A 26,194-nucleotide genomic window follows, 5' to 3' on the forward strand; every position below is an offset into this window, starting at 1 on the left:
CGGGCGCTGCGGGCCTCAGCCGCCGTGAATCGGGATGGGTTTCAGGCCAGCTTTGCTGGATGTATTCGGCAATTTCATTGGACGAATGACGTCCGTGAGAACATGTTGTTGCAACAGATAACGGGCATAGGCAAGCGGCCGGGTATAAGTCAGGGTATGCATGCGTCGGTCGCCCGCTTCTGCGAATGAGGTGCGGCCTGGTTTGGAGTTGACTTCAATTAGCCAGAGTAGGCCCTCTGCATCTGCTCCGAAATCAAGCCCCAATTCGGCTAACCTGCCGAAACGGCTTTCCAGCAGGGTGGGGATAAGAGTAGCAGTCTGCCGGATGCTCTTCAGCAGAGTTTCCGTGCGGATCGTTCCATATCGCTGGAGCAGATATGCGTGGGCAGGATATGCTTTACCCCCACCGTGAAGATTGGACGTGAGTGAACCTTCGGGTCCTTCCCGTACCATACATCCGGTAAGTGTCCAGCGACCTTGCCCATTCTTTTGCATTAGAGCCCGTATGTCGAATGCTCTTCCATGATGGCTAAGCTCCAGATATGGCTGCACGATCATCTTACGCTCAGCCTGATGTAATGCTAGCCAGGAAGATACAGCCTGGGTATGGTTGAATGTAAGAAAAAAGGGTTCATTGTCCTCGTTACGCCCTTCCACGATCCATGTTGATGGAGTCGTGCCCTGAGACAGGCGAAAGGTATTTTTGCCATGAGTCCCGGATACCGGTTTGAAGAACAGTCCTTTGGGCCAACGGTCCAGCCATGTTTCCCAAGGAATATGCGATCCTATCCGGGTTGTGGGAGCAAGCTGTGACCTCAATTCAGGATTTCGGGACAACACACGATGTACCTCCCATTTTCCTGGAAGGGAAGCAGACCAATAACGGTGTTGATCTGTGCCGTTGGTTGGTATCCATTCCTTAAGCTGTTGTCTGACGTACCTGGAGATAGGGCGAAGACAACGATCCATAATGAGATCGACTGCAGGAACAGGTACCGAATTCCACTTCCCTTGATGGTAGGCATATCCCCATTGAAGAGGGAGATGGACTGCATCATTCGATATTGGGATCACAATAATCTGAAGGGCGTATCGCATACTCCCCAAACTGAGACGACGGCAGAAAAGTTCATCTGTAAAGGGAGGTGAGCCTTCGGTTGCACGTACCAGAATGGCCAATGTCTTGGTCTGAGATGATGGAAACATTACGCTGCACCTCTCCTCTATCAGATTTGTTCCAATAAGGAACAACTTTTCAAAAACCCGCCAGGTACGTAGAATATTCAAGCATGGCTTTGACGGAAGGGCGGATTTTGCTCTCACTCAGTGGTGTATTATCATTCTTGGATGGTTTGGAGTTGACTTCGAGCAGCCATACGCGCCCAGTGGTGTCCAGAGCCAGATCAATACCAAGTTCACCAAAATGAGCAGGGATGGCACTCTCGATCCCTTTTGCGATATCCAGTGCTGCGGTGTGCAATCCTGCATACGCGGAAGCTTTGGCTGATCCAGACAACTGTGTTTTGGCAACAGCATCCTTGACGGTGCTGAGACTTCCACCCCGTGCCAGATTGGATACGTAGTGACTCCCGCCTGCAATCCGGGCGACGATGGAGGTTACACTCCATTTACCTGTACGGTTTTTTTGCACGAGCGCACGGAAATCCACGGGTCTGCCACTGTTGTCAATGAGAGTCAGCCCTTGTTGGATCTGATAACGCGTTGTTTTCATTTTCCCAGACATACTGGCATACAGTTTATCCAGAGAAGTATACGTTTGTTTCCGGGTACCCCCGACGCCAGTCGCCAGAGTCAGGAAGCTTCCGTCCGTCTGACGTGAGACCCGGATGATCCCTTTGCCCAAAGAACCGCGTACGGGCTTCAGAAATACAACCGGATGTCGGTTGCACATCGTCTTGAGCATGGCGGACGTCTTGAGTAAATGAGACTCGGGAAGAACTCGTTTAAGCGTTGAAATGGACTTGAGTGCGTCAAACACTTCGTTTTTGTCCAGAAACTTTTCATTGAAGGTTTGCGTGCCGTAGAGCGATTTTACTTCTTTCATAAAATGCTGTACGCTAGGTTTGTTCTCAAGCTTGCGGGACGTTAGCCGGTTATTGACGACGTCTGCTACAGGCAGAACAGTCTTTTTCCAGCCGTCATCATACACCCAGCCTTTCATATAACCCGTTACCGCTCCAATATCCTCCGGTGTGAAAAAGGATACATAGGCGCCTTGCTTACGGCAGGCGTTCACCAGTTCTTGACAGAACATCGTGATGGAGCCAAAGGGCCGATCGGGCTGATCGGGATAATCCTGGCTAACCAGTACACTGATGTAGGGGCCAAGGCGAAGCGTACGGCTGGCTGAACGATAGGATACCCTCAGGACCGAACGTGGAACGAGACCGGTCTTGCTGGCAACTGTCTGATTGATGCGCAGCCCGTCATACCTTGGTACCGGAATAACAGTGACTTCGCGGCGGAAAGAGCCAAATTGCAGCTGAAGCGGCCTTCCTGAAGGGATTTTAAGCGCCTTAAGTACCCCTTCGCCCAGCATGATGACGTCGTCCTGCAGGATGCCCGAGCCGGTAACCTGAATCGTTACTTTTTTAGTGGACATCACGGATCTCCTTCCGGGCGGCAACTTGATGTCTGATCTCGAAGTTGAACGGCATCTGAACATGGCATGTGCTTCATCATATGAGGACATATAACCCTTGGTGATTGACCCATATGGATTAAATGCATTTGATTTCGAGGCAGGTTATGGATGGCCTGTTTCAGATCGCCCTTGTTTGACAGCGAAGAAAAGCGTGTATTAACACGGATGAACAAACCAATCTGAGGAGGAATAATAGTGAACATTTATGACAAAGCCAATGATTTGGCCAAAGCACTGAGAGAAAGCAGCGAGGTGGAAGAGATTACTTCCGCGATGAAGCTGATTGAAGCTGATCCAGATGCAAAAGCAATGCTGGATAACTTCCGTGATCAACAAATGGAATTGCAACAACGTATGATGAGCGGGGATATGCCAGCTCCGGATGAGATGGAGAAAATGGAGAAACTGTTTGAAGTACTGAGTTTGAATCTGAACATCCGTCGCTTGTTTGATGCGGAGCGTCGCCTCAGTGTCATCATTGAAGACGTGAACAAAATTATTGCTGATAGTCTGGGTCATCTGTACGGTGGCGCTGAAGCGTAAAAAGGTTGTTCAAAAAGTCCACTTTTGATTACGAATGATGCCTAGCGGCATCATCAGCATCGAATATGAAATTCAGCCGAAATAAGTGTGGGCTTACGAAGGTTGTTTCCTGCGGAAACATTGCGGTTGCTCACGTAGTTGTCCTACGCTCCGCTACTCCATTTCTAGCTTCATTCCATCTTCTCGGTACTGAAAACTGATCTTTTTGAACACGTACTAAAAGGTTGTCTTGTTTTTTTACCTGAACCTTTCATATTGGCTCCTTATCGTTCATAGACTAGACATATAGAGTCGATCAAGAACGAAGGAGCTGTGAATGGTGAAGAGGTTGAAAAAAGCAAAACATGTGATCTATCTGCTTATTGCGTTGTCGATGCTGGTCATTGCACTGCCGCGGATTTCCTTTGCTGGAGGAATGGACTGGGTTAATATTTTTGGCATCGTATGGGTGCTGTTCTCTTTATTAATCGTTGGTGCACATCTGCATTTTATTCTCGGTGTAGATGAAGAGAAGAAGCGTGCACTGGAAGCCGTTCGCCGGGCGAAGCTGCGGCAGTGGGAGATGAAACTGCTGGACAAGCAGGAGCGGAGCGAGTCTGTATAAGGTACAGTATGAGATCCAACATGGAAGACCGGAATCCCTTAACACAAGGGGGCCGGTCTTTTTTGGTACATACAGAATTAGAGGTTAATCAGATGATTAAATTCAGATGGCGAACTTGCCTATGAGAATGGGGGAGGGGTGGGGTTATTTTCCTAAAGCCGTGTTATAATAGATACAGTATAGTACAGATGCATCTTCGGGGGTGGTACAGTTGGACGGACAGGAAGAGAACGTAACGAAGCATGAACAGTTACTTCAACATATTGAACAACTGAAGGTTGGCAGCAAAATATCAGTACGTGGACTTGCGCGGGAGCTGGGTGTAAGTGAAGGGACAGCATATCGTGCGGTGAAAGAGGCGGAGAGCTTCGGGCTGGTCGTGACCAAGGAACGAATTGGAACGGTGCGGATCGAGAAGAGACCTCGGGGCATGTCGGAACAGTTGACCTTTGCTGATGTTGTGACCATTGTGGAAGGCCATGTGCTGGGGGGGAACGAAGGTCTCGCCAAACCGCTGCACAAGTATGTGATTGGTGCGATGAAAGAACAGGCAATGGCCCGTTATATTGACGCTGGGAGTCTACTGATTGTAGGTAACCGTGAAGATGCTCACTCGCTTGCCCTCGAACAGGGAGCGGGCGTGTTGATTACGGGTGGTTTTGGGACAAGTCGTGAAGTAAGAATTATGGCTGACGAGCTTGGGCTACCGATTATTTCATCCAGACATGATACATTCACAGTGGCTTCAATGATTAACCGTGCGATCTTTGATCGGCTGATTAAGAAAAAAATTATGCTTGTTGAGGATATCATTGGTCAGAAACCTCGCTTGCAGGTATTGAAGGTCACCAGTTCAGCCGCAGATTTTCATATGTTGGTTTCGGAGACGGGTGAACACCGCTTCCCGGTGGTGGATGAATGGAACCGGGTCATCGGCATTGTGAGTCTGAAGGATGTCAGTGAGCTGAAAGAAGATCAAAGTATTGAGAAATGTGTGATACGCCGCCCGATTACGGCCTCATTGCAGACATCTCTTGCTTCTGCTGCCCAGATTATGACTTGGGAAGGCATCGATTTTCTGCCAATCGTGGATCGGAACCGCAAACTGATTGCGTCCGTCACACGCAAGGAAGTGCTTCAGGCCATGCGGGATGCACAGAAGCAGCCACAACTGGGAGAGACGTTTGATCATCTGATCTGGAACGGGTTTGCCGAGGAGCGCGGTGAGCAGAACGAACTGTTATTTCACGGATTCATCATTCCTCAGATGGCAACGGATCTGGGTACGATCTCCGAAGGTGTTCTGTTGAATGTGATGACACAGGCTGGCCGGCGGGCAGCGTGGGATGTTACAGGGAACGACCATGTGGTGGATAATGTAACGACGTATTTTGTTCGACCGGTACAGATTGAGGATCAAATCCTGGTTCGACCGTTAATTCTGGAAACCAGTCGTCGAACGTGCAAAATGGACATTGTGGTTACCCGTGAAGGCAGTGTGGTATGCAAAGCGGTAATGACATTGCAGTCGATTGACCATGCCTAGCAGGGTACGTTGACTCGGGCATAAACAAAGAGAGTACTCCCTGATCGAGAAGCTCTGCCAGGTTGCGCTGTCGCGCGGTTCTGGCAGAGCTTAACGAAGGGGAAGTACTCTCTTTTTGCAAACACAACCATAGCGCTTCAACAAATCATGCAGATTGTCCGGAAGTTTTTCCTGATCCATTACTGGATCGTTGTTGAAGCCGGGCATAATAACTGCGGTTACGTATTCCGGCAAATACATTATACGCACCCATAATCAGAAATAGCGCTTCCACAACCACAGATAAAGTGGAACCCGTGAAGACAAACATCAGGATCAGCGCAAGCACAACAAGCATGCCACCCATCCAGATATTTGTCCACGAACGGTACAGACCGGCGCTGGCAGCATCCGAGCTTCTGTGTGAACGAATACTGTTCAACGCTGCAAAAACCATGGCAACAGCAAAGATGGCAATTAGAGCATATTTGAGTACATCAATGAACACAAAGACGCAGCTCCTTTTCTGGAAAGCATTTACTGCCTTTATTGTACCATGGAGAGATGCAGACAAGGGCAGTTTTTTGCTGTTACGCAGGAACGTGCATGCGAATCTGTACCCAAACTTGCAGTACGCCTTCCATAACCAGCATCGTTTTGACCTGAACGGTGTACTCCTTTTCCCTGACCGAGTACACTTTCTGATTCAGCATGATTCTCGTCATTTTGCTATACTCGTCGATGTTGAATACATCTCTGCCCCGAAGTACCTCAAGTTCGTCTCCGAGCTTCTGTAACATCACTTTCAGAGAAGCCTCATCTGGCCCCTTATCCGATTCTTCTGCACGGACCTTGATTTCCTTGATAACGGTTTGGCGTTTACTGTATTTTTTCAGCGTTTTGATATCCTCCTCATTCTGATGCAGCTGAAGCTGCAGCTCCTGATTGTTCAGCCACAACGCATTGTAACTCAGGTGAAATACGCCGTTGTAGACGACACATCCAGCGATCATTCCCAGAACAAACACAGCGGTCATTCGCATCAGCGGGCGGTAACGGGAAAATGGCGGAATTCTCATGAACGCTGTTCCTGTCTCATATTAGCTCCGGCCTCCGCCGCACACCCATTTCACCAGCTCGGTTCCCATATGCGCCCCCATAAAAGCAGAGATTAAATACAGGATTTGTTTGACCGCCGGAGACAGGTTACCATCCAGGAAATTGCTCTCGATGACACGCATGGGATCTATTGTGCCGCCAACAGCGGCTGCGAGTGCCCATATCTTTATTTTCCCGGAAATATCGAGCATCGTCTGTGTCGGAGGCTGAAGAGAGATCACTGCTCCAATACCTCCGATCATCGCGCCGCCCAGCACGATTCCAAACGCAATAAAGAAATCAAGAATGGCTTTGGACAAAAATGTGCTCACTGGCAACACCCCTTTCAGACCTAGCAGCACACCTCCTGTCTTTGGTCTGTCACAGGGGGAGCGGCTTGTACTTCTATTGTATGGGCGTGCCCCCGAACGTTATGATAAAATAGAATAATAAAGTCTCCTTTTTATGAGGTTGTCACGAAATCTAATAAGGAGATTCCATTTTTTATTTATTTAATTCATATATATATGAGATAGATAGGGTAGCAGACGGATCAGAAGATCGATGCTGCGACTATCTGCGGCGAAAGGAAGAAAAAAACATGAGTTCTTTTGTGCATTTGCACGTTCACAGCGAATACAGTTTGCTGGACGGCGCTGCGCGTATTCCGGATCTCGTGAATAAGGCTGCAGATCTCGGAATGACGACACTTGCGCTGACCGACCATGGCGTGATGTATGGTGCAATTCCTTTTTATAAAGCATGCATGGAGCGAGGCATCAAGCCGATTATAGGGTGCGAGGCATACATGACAGCAGGGTCCCGCAAAGAGCGGGGAAGCCGCAAGGATCAACCGATTCATCATTTGATTTTGCTGGCCAAAAATATGACGGGTTACCGTAATCTGATGAAATTGTGCTCCATTGGACATCTCGAAGGTTTTCATTACAAACCCCGTGTTGATATGGAAAGTCTGGCTGCCCATCATGAGGGAATTATCTGTCTTAGCGCCTGTCTGGGGGGCGAGGTTCCTCAGCACTTATTGCATGGAAGAGAAGAAGAGGCGAGACGTGCGGCGTTACGCTACAAAAATATCTTTGGTGACGACTTCTATCTGGAACTTCAGGATCACGGGCTTTCCGAGCAAAAAAGGGTAAATCCGCAGTTGATCAAACTGGCTTCTGAGCTGGAGATTCCGCTTGTAGCGACCAATGATGCGCATTATCTTTCGGAAGAGGATGCTGAGCTTCAGGACGTGCTAATCTGTATCGGAACGGGCAAGACTGTGGATGATGAGAATCGGCTCCGAATTGGAACCAATCAGCTCTATCTGAAAAGTGAAGAAGAGATGGCTCGTTTGTTTCCTCATGTGCCCGAGGCTCTGGCCAACACCGTCCGCATTGCGGAATCTTGTGAGTTGAAACTGGAATTTGGCAAATCGATTTTGCCGGAATACAGACCGCTTCCTGATGGATTCAGCCCTTCTTCGTATCTGCGTCAGCTGTGCGAAGAAGGAATGGAGGAGCGTTACGCGCAGTCCACACGTTGGACAGATGCGGAGCTTCGATCCGAACTCGAACAACGCCTGGCGTATGAACTGGGTGTGATCGACAGCATGGGGTTCTCGGATTATTTCCTGATTGTCTGGGATTTTATCGCCTATGCGCATAAACAAGGCATTGTTACTGGACCAGGCCGGGGCTCCTCGGCAGGAAGTCTGGTAGCGTATACGCTACATATTACCGATGTTGATCCGATGAAATACAACCTGCTCTTCGAACGGTTCCTGAATCCCGAGCGGATCTCCATGCCGGATATAGATATTGACTTCAGTGATGAGCGGCGGGATGAGGTCATTGATTATGTCGCGCATAAATATGGCAAAGCCCATGTCGCCCAGATTATTACGTTTGGAACAATGGCTGCCCGTGCAGCTGTACGTGATGTGGGGCGTGCACTGAATGTGCCTTATGGCGAAGTGGACAAGGCTGCAAAGCTGATTCCGGCGCAGCTCGGCATTAACATTGAGCGGGCCATGGAAGCTACACCTGAACTGAAGGCGCTGTATGAAACCAAGCCTAAGACACGTGAGCTGCTGGATATGGCGATGAAGGTCGAAGGTATGCCACGTCATGCTTCGACGCATGCAGCGGGAGTGGTCATCTCCCGTGATCCACTGACGGATGCGGTGCCACTTCAGGAGGGCAGTGAAGGAACAGCGTTAACCCAGTATTCCATGGAAAACCTGGAGTCGATCGGGTTGCTTAAAATGGACTTTCTTGGTCTGCGTACCCTCTCAATCATTGAGCGGTGTGTACGCTGGATTGGGGAACATGGAGAAATTCCGGATTTTCGCCTTATCCCCGATGATGATGCGTTAACGTACGAGATGCTTGGGCGAGGGGACACGATGGGCATATTCCAACTGGAGTCTGCCGGGGTACGCCGTGTTCTTAAAGAGATGAGGCCCAGTAGTTTTGAAGATGTAATCTCTGTACTTGCCTTGTACCGTCCGGGTCCGATGGAGTTCATATCCAAATACATCCAGGGCAAGCATGGACAGATTGAAGTGGATTACCCCCATGTGGATCTGGAGCCTATCCTGAAAGATACGTACGGCATCATCGTGTATCAGGAACAGATCATGCAGATAGCCTCCCGGATGGCGGGTTTCTCGCTGGGTGAGGCAGATTTGCTCCGCAGAGCGGTCTCCAAGAAGAAACGGGAAGTGCTGGATCTGGAGCGTGGACACTTTGTACAAGGCAGTCTGAAACAAGGGTATAGCGAAGAAGAGGCAGACCTGGTCTATGATATGATCGTCAAGTTTGCCAACTATGGCTTCCCGCGTGCTCATGCCGCGGCATATGGTGTGCTTGCGTTCCAGACGGCATATCTGAAGGCACATTATCCGGTTCATTTTATGGCATCCATGTTAACAGCTGTAATGGGCAGTCATCGGAAAGTGGCAGAGTACGTAGTGGAATGTCGGCGTATGGACATGGAGGTGCTTCCGCCGGATGTGAATGAGAGCGGTATTCTGTTTACACCTGTATTTGTGCCGTCCGGCAGCGCAGGAGCCGGGGATCAGAGCAGCGCATCGCAGCAGACTGCGGGAGCAGATGCAGAGAGTGACGCCGGAAGCCCTTCCGAAGAACATGCCGCGAATGGTAACGGGAGTTCCTTCAGGGAAGATCGCGTTCATGAGCATGATGGGCATTCGGGACAAGCCGAATATGGTGAAGCACCTCTGCCGGATGATCCCGGTCCTGGACCCGATGAGGACAGTGGTGGATATGATTGGCAGGCAGCGACAACCATGCCTGAGGCATCCGACAACCGGAAGGAACCGGGATTGGTGGCGGCTTCTTCATTGGAAAATGGTAATGACGAAGGACAAGAAGCGTCTTCCTCTCACGAGGAACATGGGGAACTGTCCTCTGCGGAGAAGAACGTTGCAGTGTCTAATGATAGTCCGGATGAGGAAAAATTAACGGGTGCAATACGATTTGGTCTGGCCGCTGTGAAAAATGTCGGTACCCAGGCAATGGAAAGCATTATGATCGTAAGGCAGGAGAGACCGTTCGACAGTTTGCTCGATTTTTGTCGTCGTGTGGATCTGCGTGTATGCAACAAACGTGTGATTGAATCGCTGATCCAGGCTGGAGCTTTTGACACATTACCTGGGCACCGGGCCCAATTGCTGGCGATGCTGGATGAGACTGTTGAGGCGGCTCTGAAATGGCGCAAGGAACGTGAGGATCTGCAGATTCAATTGTTCGACTTTGTTGAGACGCCAAACTGGGAGATTGAATACCCGGAAATTCCTCCTTATTCCTCAGGGCAGCAACTGGAGCTAGAGCGTGAGTTGTTAGGTTTGTATCTCTCCGGGCATCCGCTGGATGACTATGAAGATGTGCTGGAATCGAGTGGGGCTGACCGGATCATGGAGCTGACCGAGGCGGCAGACGACACGATGACCGTCGCCGCGGGTATGGTGGTGTCCGTGAAGTCGATTACGACGAAACAGGGCAAGGCGATGGCGTTCATGGAGCTGGAAGACCAGATTGAACGCTGTGAAGTGGTTCTCTTTCCCGAGGTATGGCGGCGTAGCCAGCAACATGTCGGGAAAGGTGAACTGCTCGTCGTGCGTGCCAAAGTGCAGCAGCAGGACGAAGGGTTTAAGCTGCTGGCTGAGGAAGTGGTGCCGTTGTCACCGGCGGCACTGGAGCAGCAGCTGCGCAGCCGCGACCGGCGCGGCAAGCCCGGTAGCGCTAGCTCCTCGCGCCCGGCGCAGGCGGCTTCGCCGCGGCGGCCAGCGGGCGCAGGAGCCGAAGCGCAGCGCAGCAGCGCAGGCGGGGATGCTTCCGCTGTGCGTAGCAGCGATGCGGGGGGGACGGGCGCAGCCGCGGCGGCGGCTTCCCGGCCTGGCGGTGCCGCTGAGGCGGCTGGCAGCCCGGCGCAGAGCCGCGAACCGCGGGCCGTGGAGCAGCGGGTGTTCGTGAAGATTGCCCCGCATGCGGAGAAGCCTGAGCTTCTGGCACGACTGAAGCAACTGCTTCAGGAGCATCCCGGACCTGTGGCGACAGTGCTCTTCTATGAGCAGCAGCAGAAGCTGCTTGCGCTGAGTGATGCCTACCGGATTAAGCCATCACCAACCTTGTTCTCCGATATGGAGAAGATGCTGGGTGAAGGTACAGTCAAAATTAAATAAGAGGCTGTCCCGTAAGTGATAGCACTTATCCATAGTATGAAACCTGTTTGGCTCAATGCTGAACAGGTTTTTTTGTGATTATTTTAGCGCGGTTGCTGATTTCAAACATCCGCACATTTTATGAACATTTTAACAGGTTGCTGCATACACTTGAGAACACCGAAGGACCTCGCGGTCCTCGGGGGATTGATGCGGGAGGTCGAGATATGTCATATGAAATCGTAGAAGCCATGCTGGCCCGGCGGGGTGTACGGATTGATGCAATCGCAGCAATTGTATACCGTCTGCAAAAAGGGTACCACCCCGAACTGACCTTGGACGACTGTGTAACCAGCGTGAAATCCGTTCTGCAGAAACGAGAGGTGCAATATACGCTCTATACGGGTATTGCTCTCGACGAACTTGCGGAGAAAAAACTCTTGCCCCAACCGTTACAGGCTATTATGGAAGCGGATGAATCCCTGTATGGAGTGGACGAGACTCTGGCCCTCGGCATTACTCATGTGTATGGTATGATCGGTTTAACCAGCTTTGGTTACCTGGATAAAGAAAAAATAGGTGTAATTCATGATTTGAACGAACACACAACAGCCATTCATGTCTTTTTGGATGATTTGGTCGCAGGGGTGGCCGCTGCGGCTTCTGCCCGGATTGCACACAAAAATATTAAAGCCAAAAAATACCCCTCAGACCTTTAACCCCCTGTATTTCCATGCTTGTCTGTTATGGTCAATCTAATGGCTCATATGAAGGTCTTCAAGGGCGGCTGACGCTGCCCTGATAAGCTTGCGGCTGCTTATGGAAGAGGTAAGAACAAGAAGATTTCGTCAACCATATGAGTTATTCGTGGGGGACTAATGTCCCTCATGATCCCAAATTCTCCCCAAAGGTCCCGAACCCTTTCTTGCAGAAAAAAAGTGAGGTATGTTATCATTAGTCCAATATACGGGCTCTGAACATTAGCTTAGGGGGCGGACAAGGCATGTGGACGGTGATTTACATTGCACCGACAGCAAAGGTTGCGGACAAGATCAAGACCAAGCTTTCGGAAGAAGGTTTTCTGGTACAGACCCGTCCCATCAGTTTATCCAAGCAGCAATTTGAGATTCGCGTCCCTTCTGGGGAATTGGAAGAGGTCCAGGAAGTGCTGAATTCCATTCTGCATTCCTGATTTGTTCGACATCGACGTGCCTTGGCAGATGAAGAAGTACCATCGGTACATAAGGGACTAATCGCGTAAGCGGAGAGAGGAATCGACTTGCATGTATTGTATGCTGCTGTCCTTCCTTCTTTTTTTGTTAGGACAAGGACCGACCTGGTTGCTCCCGGAGACCCTACCAAGATAGATTCAAACATCGGCGCAACAATCTTTCGGTTTTTGCAGGTAACATCAATCGTGCTGACAAAAGCCGGTGATCCTTGCCCTATACCGGCGGATTTTTTTGTTGTGAATGCTGGACAAGGCCCATGGCAGCGTGTGGGTCGTAAGCGGTTTACCGTAGCACGCGGATGAAGCTGCCACAAGCAGCGCTCTGCAGGTTGCGGCCATCAAATCAACGGCTGGAGAGGTGTAGTTGTGTTCAAAGATATATTCCAGAAGAAACGGAAGTACGCTACCATACCTTCCGAGCGTGCACTTCCCGGCGAAGGCCAGGAAGTCCTAGAACGCCCAAAACGTGAAATACCTGAAGGGCTTATGAACAAGTGCAGCAAATGCGGCACCATTCAATATAGCAAGGAATTGGAGAAAAATCTGAAAGTATGTCCTGCCTGCGGTTACCATATGCGTCTAAACGCTATGGAGCGCATTGCTATGGTACTTGATGATCAAGGATTTGTTGAGTTTGACGCTGATATGATATCGGTTGATCCACTTGGCTTTCCAGGATATAGCAACAAATTGGAACAACAGCGTCTGAAATCGGGCCTGAAGGAAGCGGTAATTACAGGGGAAGGAACCATTGAGGGCCTGCCTGTAGTTGTGGCTGTCATGAGCTTTGATTTCTTCACAGGCAGCATGGGTTCTGTTGTAGGGGAGAAAATTACCCGTGCCATTGAGCATGCAACAGAGAAACGGTTACCATTGATTATTTTCTCTACATCAGGTGGCGCCCGGATGCAGGAGAGTATTCTCAGCCTCATGCAAATGGCCAAAACAAGCGCAGCTTTATCCCGTTTGGATGAACAGGGCGGGCTGTACATTTCGGTCATTACGGACCCAACGACAGGTGGAGTCTCGGCAAGTTTTGCGAGCCTGGGCGATATTAATATTGCCGAACCTGGCGCTGTATTTGGTTTTGCCGGCAGAATCGTTATCGAACAGACCATCCGTCAGAAGTTACCTGATGATTTCCAGACGGCTGAATTTAATATGCAGCACGGTCAGTTGGACATGGTTGTCCACCGGAAAGAGCTTCGGGCCACTCTTGGCAAGCTTTTGGATATGCATAGTGAAAAAGGAGGGGTCTAAATGGCGGGTGAGTTGCCATATGAAGCGCCTCTGGTTGAGATGCGCAAAAAGATTGATGAACTCGTACAGTTTGGACAGGAAAAAGGCATCGACTTTACGGACGAGATTGCCCGCCTGGAAGAACGTTACCATAGACTTGAAGAAGAGATCTACACTGGCATAACAGCAGCTCAAAAAATGCATCTGGCCCGTCATCAGCAGCGCCCAACGGCGCTGGACCTGATCCAGCTGATATTTACAGACTTCATTGAGCTGCATGGTGACCGCATGTTCGGAGACGATCTTGCGGTTGTTGGTGGGCTTGCCAAGTTGAATGGAAAGACAGTAACGGTAATCGGACAACAGCGGGGGAAAGACACGAAGGATAATATCGCCCGCTTTTTCGGTAGTGCTCATCCAGAAGGATTCCGAAAAGGACTTCGTCTGATGAAACAAGCAAACAAATTTGGCCGTCCTATTATTACGTTTATTGATACTAAAGGGGCGTATCCGGGTAATACTGCAGAAGAGAGAGGTCAATCGGAAGCGATTGCTCGCAACCTGATGGAGATGGCGAAGCTATCGGTTCCTGTTATTGTTGTTGTCATCGGCGAAGGTGGAAGCGGCGGTGCCCTCGCTATGGCTGTGGGTAATCGTGTGTTAATGCTGGAACATGCGATCTATTCTGCAATCTCTCCGAACGGCGCTGCTTCGATTCTCTGGAAGGATGCATCCAAGGCAGATCAGGCGGCTGAAGCAATGAAGATAACAGCCAAAGACCTGCTGGAGATGGAAGTCATTGAAGAGATTGTCCCTGAGCCACGCGGCGGTGCTCATCGGGATTATGAAGCGTCTGCTGCTTTCATCAGTGAAGCTTTGGTCCGTCATCTCGACGATATGAAGGGTTGGAGCGGGGATCAGCTGAAACAGGATCGTTATGAGAAATTCCGTAAAATTGGATCGGTCACGTTTGAACCTCAAGCATCCAGTGAAGCCCCTCAAGAGCTTGTAGAAGTCGATGTTGCGAGTAATTTGTCGGGAAATGCTGAATAATGTGACGAATTTCCTATACAAATGAGCAAAAGTATAGTAAATTTAATAGTTGGAAAAAGAAAAATAGATAAAGAGTAATACCTTTAAAATCGGAGGAAACCCAAAATGCGTAAAACGAAAATTGTATGTACCATTGGTCCATCCAGTGAATCTCTGGAGAACACCAAAAAATTGATTATGGCCGGTATGAATGTGGCCCGTTTGAACTTCTCCCACGGTGATTTCGATGAGCACGGCGGACGGATCATTGCGATTCGCCAAGCATGCGAAGAGTTGAACAAAACAGTAGCGATCCTGCTGGACACCAAAGGACCGGAAATTCGGACAGGTAAACTCGAAGTTGAACCAATTGAATTGGTTCAAGACGAGTACATCACTTTGACAACAGAAGAAATTCTGGGAACCAAAGAACGTCTTTCCATTACGTATACAGATCTTCCGAATGATGTTGAACCGGGATCTACAATTCTGATCGACGACGGTCTGATCGGACTGACTGTGGTGGAAGTGCAAGGCACCGAGATCAAATGTCGTATCGTTAACGGCGGATCGATCAAAAGCAAAAAAGGTGTTAACGTTCCGGGCGTTGCCATTTCTCTGCCGGGTATCACCGAAAAAGACGCTAACGATATCGTATTTGGTATCGAACAAGGTGTCGATTTCATCGCGGCTTCTTTTGTACGTAAAGCAAGTGACGTACTTGAGATTCGTGAATTGCTTGAAAAACACAATGCTGGACATATCCAAATCATCTCCAAAATCGAAAACCAACAAGGTGTCGATAACCTCGATGAAATCCTTGAAGTGTCTGACGGCCTGATGGTTGCTCGTGGAGACCTGGGTGTTGAGATTCCTGCGGAAGAAGTACCATTGGTACAAAAACGCATGATCCAAAAATGTAATGTTGCAGGTAAACCGGTTATCACAGCTACACAAATGCTGGATTCCATGCAGCGTAACCCGCGTCCAACACGTGCGGAAGCAAGTGACGTGGCGAATGCGATCTTCGACGGTACGGACGCAATCATGTTGTCCGGTGAGACAGCTGCGGGTAAATACCCAGTTGAATCTGTTCTGACTATGTCCCGTATTGCTGAAAAAGCAGAATCTGCTCTGCCTTACCAAGAGTTGTACCTGAAACAACGTGTTGCTCAACAAACAACAGTTACAGAAGCAATCAGCCAATCGGTTGCTCTCCAAGCTCAAGATTTGAACGCAAAAGCGATCATCACTTCGACTGAATCAGGACACACTGCACGCATGATTTCCAAGTATCGTCCAGAATCTCCAATCATCGCTGTGACAACGGAAGACAGAACTTCCCGTCGTTTGGCTCTGGCTTGGGGTGTAACTCCTGTCAAAGGAAGACTGGTTGATTCCACGGATGCTTTGTTCGAAAACGCAATTGAAGGCGGCGTAAAATCCGGGCTTGTTAAAGAAGGAGACCTGGTTGTGATCACAGCAGGTGTACCTTTGGGTCGTTCCGGTTCTACCAACCTGATTAAAGTAAGCCAAATTCCAAACAACGCTTAATCGCGTCTTGGATGGAGAAGCAACAGGAAAGAAGCAATGGGGCGTTCTTGTCCCGTTGCTTTTTTTCCATCTTATTGACACTTTACAACCATGTAACACGTATGAATGATAGAACGAAGGAGGCCGATCACGTGCGAGAACAGAGCAATGGTAGCTGGTATGCGGCACGTCTTCGTGTACGCTATCAAGAAAGTGACCAGATGGGCGTGGTCTACCACGCGAACTATTTGAATTGGTTTGAAATCGGCCGAACTGAGATGATTCGCCAAATGGGGTATACATATCGTAAAATAGAGGAACAGGGGTTACTGCTTCCCGTAACCGGACTGGATGTGAAGTATCACAAGCCTGCCCGATATGATGATGAGATTATCATTTTCACCCGTATTGCTGCATTTAGTGGTCTGCGACTGAACTATGAGTATGACGTAAGACGCATGTCTGAAGAACCTGATGAGCATATGGCGATTGGAGAACGGGTATGGTCAGCTGATGAATCACTCCCTGGTGAACGGCTAGTCACAGGTTCTACCCAGCATGTATGGGTGAATGGGGACTGGAAGCCAGTTCGGCTGGATAAGGCAGCCTCTGAGCTATACAGCGCGCTTGAAAAGGTGTGGCTTTCGGGAAAGGGGTAATACATCAATGCGAAAATGGATGTGGGCTTTACTCTTAATCATTCCGGTGATTGAATTATTTGGTTTTATTCTGATGAGTGACTGGATCGGAGCCGGAAAGACATTGCTTCTCATGATTCTCACGTCCTTGATTGGTATAGCAATGTTGCAGTTTGAAGGGCGAAAAGTACTTGTAGACGCCAAATCCGAGATGGAGCGTGGCAAGGTACCTGGAAGAAAAATGGTCGATGGTCTTTTTATTTTTGTCGGTGGTTTCCTGCTCTTGATTCCAGGTTTTGTGACGGATCTGATCGGGTTTACACTGGTATTTCCATTAACACGTCCGGTTTACCGTCTGTTCTTCCTGGGATGGTTGGAGAAAAAAATGAAAAGTGGAAAAATTACGTTTTATCGTCGCCCGAAATGAAACACCAGTTGTTATGCATAATGGAAAAGGCTCCGCTCAGCAGATGATTTCTGTTGAACGAAGCCTTATTCTATTTTACCTGTGTGCTCATAAGATGATGCCTCATCGGACACGTCCGTTGATGATATACGTTCTAAGGTCACGTAATACGTTAGCCCGATTGAACGCATCAAGAATCACGAGACTGACAGGGCCAATGATCAAGCCCAGAACACCGAACAACTTCAAACCCACAAACATGCCAACCAGGGTGGCGAGTGGGTCGAGCCCTACACTACTTGCAAGTACCTTCGGTTCAATAATCTGACGGGCGATCAATAAGATCAGATAGATAATACTAATGCCAATACCCAGATACAGATCCCCATTCATAAAGAGGTATGCTGCCCAGGGCACCATGACCAGACCAACACCCAGATAAGGAAGCAGATCGACCAAACCAATCATCAGAGCGATGGTGAAGGCTGAATTGACTTGCAATATAAGCAGTCCAATCATGACAAATAGTGCTGTGATCGAGATCATAATCAATTGTGCTCTTGCGTATCCGAACAGTGCCTTTTTAAGATCAGTCCATATGTCGGATATCGGCTTGCGAATGGAAGAGGGCACCCAGCCCGATACGGTAATGCTATGCCGGGTCCAGCTTTTGCTAATGAAGAATGTAGACAATAACACAACGATTAATACCGCGCCCATGTTAGGCAGTGATGTCAGCAGACTCAGAATCATGTTGAAAAATCCGGTGACCAGATCTGTCACGGCTGTACCCACCGTTTCAGTTGTTTTACTAATATTGCTGTTGATGGTTTCCTGATAGTTGGGATTTTCCTTGTAAAATTCATTGATCTGCGCAGTCAAACTTTGAATGGTGTCATTCTGGGTCCAGCGTACAAACGTGTCCTTGATCTCATCAACATGAAGATCAAAGCTTGTCGTAAGTGAAATAACTTCTTTTACCATGCGGGTAATCGCCGCAGACAGCACCACCGCAATGGCTCCAAAATAAAGGATCAATGAAAGAGTCACAGCCAGCCAGCGCGGGAATCGTGCTCGATGCTGAAGCAGTTTCACTAATGGATTCATGGCATAGGCGATAATCCAGGCAATTGCAAAAGGGTACAAGAGCGGGAACAGCAAGTATATGGCAACGGCGATCAGAACGGCCGCAATGATAACCCATAGGCCCCGGAGCAGGCGTTTCATTATTATTCTATCCAAGCATCAACTCTCCTTATTTCAATTAAGCCGACCTATGTATGATCCATGAAGCAGTATTAGAAATAGATGGCTATCTTAATTAATATAGAGCATTTACAAGGTTTTGAAACGCCGGGATGTTACCAGATCTTGTTCAAAAGCGGACTTTTGCACAAGATCTACGAGGATTCTTTCTTTTGCCTAGAGTATGCCTTAGTATTACAGAATATAGCAATAGAAAGTTCCTCATACGACAGGATTGGTTAAAAAACATTAAATGTCAACCTTGTTTTTGTAAAGGCTTTCAAAAATGCTTTATCAGTCCGATAAAGAAGTTTGATGTGCGAATGAACTCTCATCATGTTCACATAAACGACAAAATCCAGTATGATGTTATAAGTAAATACCGATTGACAGATAGGAAAACCGCAGTTTGAAATATTTGTTAATTTTAAAATGAAAATGTTTACAAAAAGAGAATAGGTGCATTTTGGCACTTATATGACACTCTGGAATGGTTCCTGATTTCGCTTATTAAAGGAGAGATGTATATGACAGCTACCAAAGGTCTGGAAGGCATCGTTGCAACAACCTCTTCGATCAGTTCTATTGTAGACGGTGTGCTCACATACCGTGGTTACGATATCGACGATTTGGCTGAACATGCCAGCTTTGAAGAAGTTGCCTATTTGTTGTGGTTTGGTAAATTGCCAACAACGGATGAACTGAAATCCCTTCGTAAAAGCCTGAGCGATTACGCGCCGATTCCGAGCGAGTTGATTGCACAAATCCAATTGTATCCGAAAAACGTCAGTACCATGGCAGCACTTCGTTCCGCTGTCTCTGCACTTGCACTGTACGACGAGCAAGCGGATGAGATGACAACGGAAGCGAATGAGAACAAAGCGGTTAAGTTGCAAGCACAGTTGCCAACGATTGTGGCAGCCATCGCCCGTATCCGTCAGGGCAAAGAACCTGTGGCTCCAAAAGAAGGCGCTTCCATCGCAGAGAACTTTTTATATATGATGACTGGTGAAGAACCATCCGAGACCGCAGTGAAAGCATTGGATCAAGCCCTTGTCCTGCATGCGGATCACGAGTTAAACGCTTCGACATTTGCAGCCCGTGTAACGGTTGCGACGCTGTCGGACATCTATTCCGGTGTAACTTCCGCCATTGGAGCACTGAAGGGACCACTGCATGGCGGTGCTAATGAAGCCGTTATGAAAATGTTGAATGAGATCGGTACGCCAGATCGTCTTGAAGCGGCAATTCAGGAAAAACTGAATAATCGTGAAAAAATCATGGGCTTTGGACATCGGGTGTATAAAAACGGTGATCCACGCGCCAAACATCTACAGAAGATGTCCAAGGAACTTGGCGAGATGAACAATGATACGCGCTTGTATGATATGTCTGTGAAGATCGAGGAATTGGTAACAGGACAAAAAGGACTGAAGCCTAACGTAGACTTCTATTCTGCTTCTGTATATACCCAACTGGAGATCGAACAGGAATTGTTCACTCCGATCTTTGCTATCAGTCGGGTTTCTGGATGGACTGCGCATATTTTGGAACAGCTTGCGGACAATCGCATCATTCGTCCACGTGCGGAGTACACTGGGCCTACAGAACAGAAATACGTTTCTATTGAACTTCGCTAATAGCCGCAAAAACAGTATAATAATATAGACGAGGTGAAGGGTTGGAAAGCAGAGGCGTTACTGGCTTGAGCTCTCAGGACCCTTCTCTCAACAAGACTAGTGGTATGATGAATACTGCATATACGAAACCTAGGAGGAATTTTAACTATGAAATTAGAAAAATTTGCTCACCCAACTGAAGGCGAAAAAATCCAAATTGATAACGGTACACTTCAAGTACCTAGTAATCCAATCATTCCATTTATCGAAGGTGACGGTACAGGCCGCGATATCTGGAAAGCTTCCAAACGTGTATTGGATGCAGCTGTTGAAAAAGCGTATGATGGCAACAAAAAAATCGCATGGTATGAAGTGTTTGCTGGACAAAAAGCATTCGATACATACGGTGAGTGGTTGCCGAATGATACACTGGAAGCCATTCGTGAGTATATCGTAGCGATCAAAGGACCATTGACTACGCCAATCGGTGGCGGCATTCGTTCCCTGAACGTAGCCCTGCGTCAAGAGCTTGATCTGTACACATGCCTGCGTCCTGTTCGTTATTTCGACGGTGTACCTTCTCCGGTTAAACGTCCTGAGCTGGTAGATATGGTCATTTTCCGTGAGAATACGGAAGATATCTATGCAGGAATCGAGTATGCTGAAGGTTCTGAAGAAGTGAAAAAAGTGATCCAGTTCCTGCAACAGGAGATGGGTGCTAACAAAATCCGTTTCCCTGAGACTTCCGGTATCGGTATCAAACCAGTTTCTTCCGAAGGTTCGAAACGTTTGGTACGTGCAGCAATTCAATACGCAATCGATCATAACCGTAAGAGTGTTACATTGGTACACAAAGGTAATATCATGAAATTTACCGAAGGTGCCTTCAAAAACTGGGGATACGAAGTGGCTGAAGATGAGTTCGCTGACAAAGTATTCACTTGGGCACAATATGACATCATCAAAGATAACGAAGGTACAGATGCAGCGAATGCAGCTCAAAAAGCCGCTGAAGATGCTGGTAAAATCATCGTAAAAGATGCGATTGCCGATATCGCTCTGCAACAAGTATTGACTCGTCCAGGCGAATTTGATGTTATCGCAACATTGAACCTGAACGGTGACTATCTGTCCGATGCACTTGCAGCGCAAGTTGGCGGAATTGGTATCGCTCCTGGAGCGAACATCAACTACGTAACAGGACATGCTATCTTCGAAGCAACTCATGGTACTGCACCTAAATACGCGGACAAAGATGTCGTGAACCCTGGTTCCGTTATTCTGTCCGGAGTAATGTTGCTTGAGCACTTGGGATGGCAAGAAGCAGCTAACCTGATCTACAAAGGTATGGAAACATCCATTAACAATAAAACAGTAACGTATGACTTTGCACGTCTGATGGACGGCGCTACTGAAGTGAAATGTTCTGAATTCGCGGATCAAATCATTAAAAACCTGTAAGGGGAGATGTGAATCTTGACTATTCAGCGCAAAAAAATCACAGTAGTCGGCGCCGGTTTTACTGGTGCTACGACCGCATTAATGCTTGCCCAAAAAGAACTCGGGGATGTTGTGCTGGTTGATATTCCTCAACTGGAGAACCCGACGAAGGGGAAAGCACTCGATATGATGGAAGCAAGTCCTGTTCAAGGATTTGACAGTCATATCGTCGGTACTTCCAACTACGAAGATACTGCAGGTTCTGAGATTGTAATTATCACGGCTGGTATCGCCCGTAAACCGGGTATGAGCCGCGACGATCTAGTCAATACGAATGCGGGTATTGTGAAGTCCGTTTGTGAAAATGTGAAAAAATATTGCCCTGATTCCATCGTCATTATTCTAAGCAACCCGGTGGATGCGATGACTTATGCTGCTTATCAGACCCTTGGTTTTCCTAAAAACCGTGTTATCGGTCAGTCAGGTGTTCTGGATACAGCACGTTATTGTACCTTCATTGCGCAAGAGTTAAATGTATCTGTTGAAGATGTTCGTGGATTCGTTCTTGGCGGCCACGGAGACGATATGGTACCCCTCGTTCGTTATTCGAGCGTGGGAGGCATTCCGATCGATACGCTGATTCCGGCTGACCGGATCGAATCCATCGTGCAGCGCACACGTGTAGGCGGTGGTGAGATTGTCAACCTGCTCGGTAACGGTAGTGCATATTACGCACCGGCGGCTTCACTTGTTCAGATGACCGAAGCGATTTTGAAGGACAAGAAACGTATCATTCCAGTGATCGCTTATCTTGAAGGTGAATATGGCTATAATGATCTGTTCCTCGGTGTACCAACCATTCTAGGTGGTAACGGCATTGAGAAAATATTCGAACTTGAACTGACAACGGAAGAAAAAGCAGGGTTGGACAAATCGGCTGATTCGGTTCGCAACGTCATTTCGGTAGTAAACCTGTAAGTTTGAAAACTTTTTGAACAGAAGCTAAAAGAAAACCTCCGGTAAACCCGGAGGTTTTCTTTTCTTTGGATAAGATCCCCAGTATAATGGGATGTGATGTATAGCACACCGAAAATGTTGAGGAGGATGAAAATTTTGACAATGATTATGTATCTGCTCCATATTATTGGAGCACTGGCGATGGGATTCTATTTGATTCTGCCATTTGTGGTCGGTAAGATCCGTACCTTGAATGCTGCAGCACAAGAGGGAGCCTTTGCATCGCTTCGTTCTTTGAACAAAGTCGCGCAGTATGGACTTGTAATCCAACTTCTTACTGGTGGTTACCTGATGACCAAAGGTGAGTATTCTCATGTCTGGATGGCTGTCGTTGTTGTTCTGCTCTTGGCTATTGCGGCTATTGGAGGAATTATGGGTAAACCGCTCCGACTCGCTGCAGAAGGTGTGAAAAACAAGCGTGATGTGGGTCCTGAGCAAAGCAAGATCCGTATGTTCAGTACACTTCTGGCTGTATTCTTGCTAATCATGGTGTACCTGATGGTGAATAATCAGGTGATCTAAGTGCGTTGTGGACGGTTAATCCACCCTACAAAGATGTATTGTTAGTCGTTGGTTAAGCGTTTGCAGAAGTAATTAGGACAAGCCAGATGATATGTAAGATGGTGTTTCGTTGAAACAAACAAAAAATAGACAGCCTCATTGGCTGTCTATTTTTTTGTTATTACCAGGATGATGAAATTAGCAGTCCTCGGTTTATTTGAACTGGAACTATAGAGGGATCACTATCATACATAACAGCATGCATATTCCATCAGACACGGTCTACATTGGTTAGGTTGTACTCACAGTATACGCACGCACTGCATTTCGACCATTGCGCTTGGATTCGTACAAGGCAGTATCAGCGTCGCGTAACAAGGACTCCAGCGAATCTGACCCTCCATTGTACTGGGCAATACCAAAGCTTGAGGTCAGTGTAATAGGCACTCCCTTAACATCCAGGGGGTCATTCAACAAGGCAACTCTCAGTTGTTCGGCAAGTTTCTCGGCTTCTTGAAGTGAGGTATTCGGAAGAGCGATCACAAACTCTTCTCCTCCATAACGGGCAAATAACATCTCAGGGCTTAAATATCGATTACAAACAGAGACCACATGAATGATGGCCTGATCGCCAACATCATGCCCGTAGGTATCGTTGATGCGTTTAAAGTAATCAATATCAAATAAAATAAATGAAACAGGTTGCGGATTAAGCTGAGCTTCACTCAAAATTTCCCGTCCTCTATGCAAAAATTGAGTGCGATTATAGATTTTGGTCAGACCATCGAAATAAGCCAGTTGTTTCAGCTGTTCTTGCAAGAAGCGTTGTTCCGTTATATCGATTAACATAATTAGACTGCCGACAGTCTGTGCATCCTTGTTATACACGTAAGATGTCCTGACCTGATAACAGACGGTCTCTCCATTTAACTGCCAGTACAGATCGGTTTGCAGTCCTTCTCTTCCGTATTCAACGGGAAACGTCTTTCCAGCAAGATTAAGCCAGATATCATCCAAGGGTTGACCTATCATGGTTGTATTAAGCTCTGGCAACATGTCACGCAGAGATCTGTTGTAATCGACCAGTCGATTGAAACTATCCAGTACAATAACACCTTCACGCATGCTCTCGAAAATACTGTCTTTGGCGATGGGTACGATGGTCAGGAGACGAGAGGATAGAATGGCCCAAATATACATGGCAGAGGTAATACACATGAGTACGGGTACGGGGTCCATCCCGCCAGGAGTCAAACCAAGCAAATACAGAAAAGCTGCGACCATAGGAATAATCTGTGAAGTAATCAGAGTCAGCAATTGACGACGGTACATTTTCTTGGTGTGTTTCCATTGTGCAATCAGAATGAGGCAGGCACATAACAGACAGGAGAACGTGAATGCACCGTGTACAACATACCATTGACCCACTGCGATATCCATCAGAGGTACGGGACTATTTTCTCTCAGCCATACTTTTTTATAAAAAAGATGATGAAAGTCATTGGTTGCAACCATAACTAAAGTAATGGAAGGGATTACAAACAATGCGGCAGTTACCTTTTTGGATAACGTTTTTCCTGTGTACTTTATCATCAACATGAGACCAAGGGATGCGGAGAAAGGCATGCCTATATACTCCACGGTGGTCCAGAACTTCATTTGCTCCAGTGTGTTGCTGGCGAGCTCAATCGCATACCCAAAAGTGTATATGGAGAGTGCTGCTGTGTAGAGAATGAATATTTTGGAACTGGGGATCTCGGATCTTCTGAAATAGGTATATAAACACAAAAAGACATTCAGCACGGCTGAAGTAGCTACGAGTGTTATATATGTATTAATATGCGATTCCATTGTCAGGTCTCCATGTTAGGTTAGAATGATTAAACCAGTAAAAATGAAAGTTAAAGCACATCAGTATACTGTACATTGTACATCAGCCCAAGCAGCATAGGAATACACTTTGTATCATGAAACAGTCTAATTTCGAATAAATTTCGAATTTTTGGAAAACAGGTATTGAAGCAAATCGATTGTTTGATGTCCAAAGATCGTGGTAAATAACGAATAGAGACAGCACACTGAGACTTGAGTTGCTGTTGATCGCAGAAGAATAATCTGGACAGTTACTGCCATCCTACAGAATGAGACTTTTTTCAGAGAACGAAAGACAAGGAAGTGTGCAGTTATGTCCATGTCTTCTGTAATCCAAATATGTTCACATTTTGAAAGGAGAATATTAGATGTCAACTACACCACAAAATCAAAAAACAATGCCGGCACAGCACCAGGATCAACGCCCCGGAATCGAATCAGAGATGCATCCCAGACCGGAGTTTGAAAAGCCTGAATACAAGGCAGCAGGTAAACTGACGGGTAAGGTAGCGCTCATTACAGGGGGGGACAGTGGGATCGGACGTGCTGTTGCTGTTACGTATGCCAAGGAAGGCGCGGATATCGCCATTGTATATCTGAACGAGCACGAAGATGCCAAGGAAACGAAGCGTCAGGTCGAACAGGAAGGACGCAAGTGCATCTTGATAGCCGGAGATATTGGTGATGATGCCTTTGCGAAGAAGACGGTTCAGCAGACAGTGGATGAACTGGGCAAACTGGACATTGTCGTGAATAACGCTGCAGAACAGCACCCACAACAGAATCTGGAGGATATTACGCCAGAACAACTGGAGCGAACATTCCGTACCAATATCTTCGGTATGTTCTATGTGACGCAGGCAGCCCTGCCACACCTGAAGAAGGGCAGTACGATTATTAACACGACATCCATCACAGCCTATCGCGGGAGCCCGACCCTGCTTGATTATTCCTCTACCAAAGGAGCTATCACTTCGTTCACACGTTCTCTGTCGATGAATGTGATTGAGAAGGGGATCCGTGTGAATGCCGTTGCACCAGGTCCGATCTGGACACCGCTCATTCCATCCACCTTTGATGAGAAAAAGGTAAGCGAGTTCGGTGCAACGCAACCGATGAAGCGACCGGGACAACCGGATGAACTGGCTCCAGCCTATGTATATCTTGCTTCAGATGATTCCTCGTATGTGAGCGGACAGGTAATGCATGTGAACGGCGGTGAAGTGGTAAACGGGTAATTCTTTAAGATGCTTTCGGAATTCGTATAGGATTGAATATGTAGAGAGACGTATCGCA

The 26,194-nt window shown here is 47.7% G+C and carries 23 protein-coding genes; 16 read left to right on the forward strand and 7 right to left on the reverse strand.

The window, feature by feature from the left end:
- Positions 1-15 precede the first annotated feature (15 nt).
- Positions 16-1,206, reverse strand: a complete 1,191-nt coding sequence (locus J2X75_RS02090; RefSeq protein WP_310334038.1) for a YheC/YheD family endospore coat-associated protein — start codon at positions 1,204-1,206, stop codon at positions 16-18.
- 49 nt (positions 1,207-1,255) lie between these two features.
- On the reverse strand, positions 1,256-2,623 hold the full coding sequence (locus J2X75_RS02095; protein ID WP_074094376.1) for a YheC/YheD family endospore coat-associated protein: 1,368 nt from the start codon (positions 2,621-2,623) through the stop codon (positions 1,256-1,258).
- Between the two features lie 237 nt (positions 2,624-2,860).
- Between J2X75_RS02095 and J2X75_RS02100 the strand changes: the two genes are divergently transcribed.
- From J2X75_RS02100 to J2X75_RS02110, 3 genes are all read left to right on the forward strand, one after another.
- Positions 2,861-3,208 carry a YlbF/YmcA family competence regulator gene (locus J2X75_RS02100; RefSeq protein ID WP_036609862.1) on the forward strand — a complete coding sequence of 116 codons (348 nt, stop codon included), beginning with the start codon at positions 2,861-2,863 and terminating at the stop codon, positions 3,206-3,208.
- A 319-nt stretch (positions 3,209-3,527) separates the two neighbouring features.
- Positions 3,528-3,812, forward strand: coding sequence for a hypothetical protein (locus J2X75_RS02105; protein WP_085981456.1), 285 nt, complete (start codon positions 3,528-3,530; stop codon positions 3,810-3,812).
- Between the two features lie 211 nt (positions 3,813-4,023).
- The gene (locus tag J2X75_RS02110) at positions 4,024-5,358 is read left to right on the forward strand and encodes a DRTGG domain-containing protein (protein WP_310334042.1); all 1,335 of its coding nucleotides are present in this window, start codon (positions 4,024-4,026) and stop codon (positions 5,356-5,358) included.
- 145 nt (positions 5,359-5,503) lie between these two features.
- Here the strand turns inward: J2X75_RS02110 and J2X75_RS02115 are convergent, their stop codons facing one another.
- The 3 genes from J2X75_RS02115 to J2X75_RS02125 all read right to left on the reverse strand — a co-directional run bounded on the left by J2X75_RS02115 (position 5,504) and on the right by J2X75_RS02125 (position 6,767).
- Positions 5,504-5,845, reverse strand: a complete 342-nt coding sequence (locus tag J2X75_RS02115; RefSeq protein ID WP_150365730.1) for a YtpI family protein — start codon at positions 5,843-5,845, stop codon at positions 5,504-5,506.
- A gap of 82 nt (positions 5,846-5,927) precedes the next feature.
- Entirely contained in the window at positions 5,928-6,416 is a 489-nt protein-coding gene (locus J2X75_RS02120) for a sporulation membrane protein YtrI (protein WP_017689500.1), read from the reverse strand.
- Positions 6,417-6,437: 21 nt separating this feature from the next.
- On the reverse strand, positions 6,438-6,767 hold the full coding sequence (locus J2X75_RS02125; protein ID WP_026081169.1) for a YtrH family sporulation protein: 330 nt from the start codon (positions 6,765-6,767) through the stop codon (positions 6,438-6,440).
- A 269-nt stretch (positions 6,768-7,036) separates the two neighbouring features.
- On the opposite strand from J2X75_RS02125, the gene J2X75_RS02130 reads away from it, so the two are divergent.
- The 8 genes from J2X75_RS02130 (at position 7,037) to J2X75_RS02165 (ending at position 17,225) form a co-directional block, all read left to right on the forward strand.
- A complete protein-coding gene (locus tag J2X75_RS02130; RefSeq protein ID WP_310334047.1) occupies positions 7,037-11,146 on the forward strand; it encodes a DNA polymerase III subunit alpha in 4,110 nt (1,369 codons plus the stop codon).
- Positions 11,147-11,352: 206 nt separating this feature from the next.
- On the forward strand, positions 11,353-11,844 hold the full coding sequence (locus tag J2X75_RS02135; RefSeq protein ID WP_036609851.1) for a phosphatidylglycerophosphatase A family protein: 492 nt from the start codon (positions 11,353-11,355) through the stop codon (positions 11,842-11,844).
- Positions 11,845-12,128: 284 nt separating this feature from the next.
- Positions 12,129-12,317 (forward strand): hypothetical protein, encoded by a 189-nt coding sequence (locus J2X75_RS02140; protein ID WP_017689496.1) that lies wholly within the window; start codon positions 12,129-12,131, stop codon positions 12,315-12,317.
- Positions 12,318-12,722: 405 nt separating this feature from the next.
- Positions 12,723-13,616 (forward strand): acetyl-CoA carboxylase, carboxyltransferase subunit beta, encoded by an 894-nt coding sequence (gene accD, locus J2X75_RS02145; RefSeq protein ID WP_017689494.1) that lies wholly within the window; start codon positions 12,723-12,725, stop codon positions 13,614-13,616.
- Positions 13,617-14,648 carry an acetyl-CoA carboxylase carboxyltransferase subunit alpha gene (locus J2X75_RS02150; RefSeq protein ID WP_310334050.1) on the forward strand — a complete coding sequence of 344 codons (1,032 nt, stop codon included), beginning with the start codon at positions 13,617-13,619 and terminating at the stop codon, positions 14,646-14,648.
- A gap of 105 nt (positions 14,649-14,753) precedes the next feature.
- Positions 14,754-16,181, forward strand: coding sequence for a pyruvate kinase (gene pyk / locus J2X75_RS02155; RefSeq protein ID WP_017689492.1), 1,428 nt, complete (start codon positions 14,754-14,756; stop codon positions 16,179-16,181).
- A 101-nt stretch (positions 16,182-16,282) separates the two neighbouring features.
- Entirely contained in the window at positions 16,283-16,819 is a 537-nt protein-coding gene (locus J2X75_RS02160) for an acyl-CoA thioesterase (RefSeq protein ID WP_310334052.1), read from the forward strand.
- A gap of 7 nt (positions 16,820-16,826) precedes the next feature.
- Complete coding sequence (locus tag J2X75_RS02165) at positions 16,827-17,225, forward strand: FxsA family protein (RefSeq protein ID WP_036609835.1); 399 nt, start codon at positions 16,827-16,829, stop codon at positions 17,223-17,225.
- 102 nt (positions 17,226-17,327) lie between these two features.
- On the opposite strand, the gene ytvI is transcribed toward J2X75_RS02165, so the two are convergent.
- Complete coding sequence (gene ytvI / locus J2X75_RS02170) at positions 17,328-18,446, reverse strand: sporulation integral membrane protein YtvI (protein ID WP_211081071.1); 1,119 nt, start codon at positions 18,444-18,446, stop codon at positions 17,328-17,330.
- A 530-nt stretch (positions 18,447-18,976) separates the two neighbouring features.
- Here ytvI and citZ point away from each other — a divergent pair.
- The 4 genes from citZ (at position 18,977) to J2X75_RS02190 (ending at position 23,047) form a co-directional block, all read left to right on the forward strand.
- On the forward strand, positions 18,977-20,089 hold the full coding sequence (gene citZ / locus J2X75_RS02175) for a citrate synthase (RefSeq protein ID WP_017689488.1): 1,113 nt from the start codon (positions 18,977-18,979) through the stop codon (positions 20,087-20,089).
- A gap of 147 nt (positions 20,090-20,236) precedes the next feature.
- A complete protein-coding gene (gene icd / locus J2X75_RS02180) occupies positions 20,237-21,529 on the forward strand; it encodes an NADP-dependent isocitrate dehydrogenase (RefSeq protein ID WP_307414023.1) in 1,293 nt (430 codons plus the stop codon).
- Between the two features lie 15 nt (positions 21,530-21,544).
- The gene (gene mdh, locus J2X75_RS02185; protein WP_211081069.1) at positions 21,545-22,486 is read left to right on the forward strand and encodes a malate dehydrogenase; all 942 of its coding nucleotides are present in this window, start codon (positions 21,545-21,547) and stop codon (positions 22,484-22,486) included.
- 135 nt (positions 22,487-22,621) lie between these two features.
- Positions 22,622-23,047 carry a hypothetical protein gene (locus tag J2X75_RS02190; RefSeq protein ID WP_124113831.1) on the forward strand — a complete coding sequence of 142 codons (426 nt, stop codon included), beginning with the start codon at positions 22,622-22,624 and terminating at the stop codon, positions 23,045-23,047.
- A gap of 270 nt (positions 23,048-23,317) precedes the next feature.
- On the opposite strand, the gene J2X75_RS02195 is transcribed toward J2X75_RS02190, so the two are convergent.
- The gene (locus J2X75_RS02195) at positions 23,318-24,877 is read right to left on the reverse strand and encodes a histidine kinase N-terminal 7TM domain-containing diguanylate cyclase (protein ID WP_310334058.1); all 1,560 of its coding nucleotides are present in this window, start codon (positions 24,875-24,877) and stop codon (positions 23,318-23,320) included.
- Positions 24,878-25,266: 389 nt separating this feature from the next.
- Between J2X75_RS02195 and J2X75_RS02200 the strand changes: the two genes are divergently transcribed.
- On the forward strand, positions 25,267-26,136 hold the full coding sequence (locus J2X75_RS02200; RefSeq protein ID WP_310334060.1) for an SDR family oxidoreductase: 870 nt from the start codon (positions 25,267-25,269) through the stop codon (positions 26,134-26,136).
- The last annotated feature ends 58 nt before the right edge of the window (positions 26,137-26,194 follow it).

The sequence above is a fragment of the Paenibacillus sp. 2003 genome, from assembly GCF_031455635.1.
In the GTDB taxonomy this organism is placed as follows: domain Bacteria; phylum Bacillota; class Bacilli; order Paenibacillales; family Paenibacillaceae; genus Paenibacillus; species Paenibacillus amylolyticus_B.